The sequence below is a fragment of the Escherichia sp. AM3 genome, assembly GCF_032029835.1.
In the GTDB taxonomy this organism is placed as follows: domain Bacteria; phylum Pseudomonadota; class Gammaproteobacteria; order Enterobacterales; family Enterobacteriaceae; genus Escherichia; species Escherichia coli.
Genome location: NZ_JAVUPQ010000681.1, coordinates 1 through 359 on the forward strand (window position 1 = coordinate 1; position 359 = coordinate 359).

Annotated in this window: 1 protein-coding gene; it reads left to right on the forward strand. The window is 52.9% G+C overall.

From position 1 onward, the window contains the following. Positions 1-359, forward strand: a 359-nt coding sequence (locus tag RTW80_RS27860) for a hypothetical protein (protein WP_312721358.1), incomplete at both ends; no start/stop codon positions are given.

Sequence of the window (359 nt, forward strand, 5' to 3'; positions counted from 1 at the left end):
CGCTGTACATGCAGGATCGTTATCTCGGCAAGATGAACCGTGTCGCTGACGATATTACCGTCGCACCGGAATATCTGGAGGAGAGCAACAACCAGGCATGGGCACGCGGCGGTGCGGGTGACCGTCTGCTGATGTACGCACAGCTGAAGGAATGGGCAGAGAAAAACTTTGATATCAAGAAATGGTATCCAGATGGCACTCCTCTGCCAGAGTTTTACAGCGAGCGTGAAGGGATGAAAGGCTGGAACCTGTTCCAGTTGATGCATCGTAAAGCACGCGGCGATGAGGTCAGCAATGACAAGTTTGGCGGCAAGAATTACTGTGCTGAATCCAACGGTAACGCAGCGGACACGCTGATG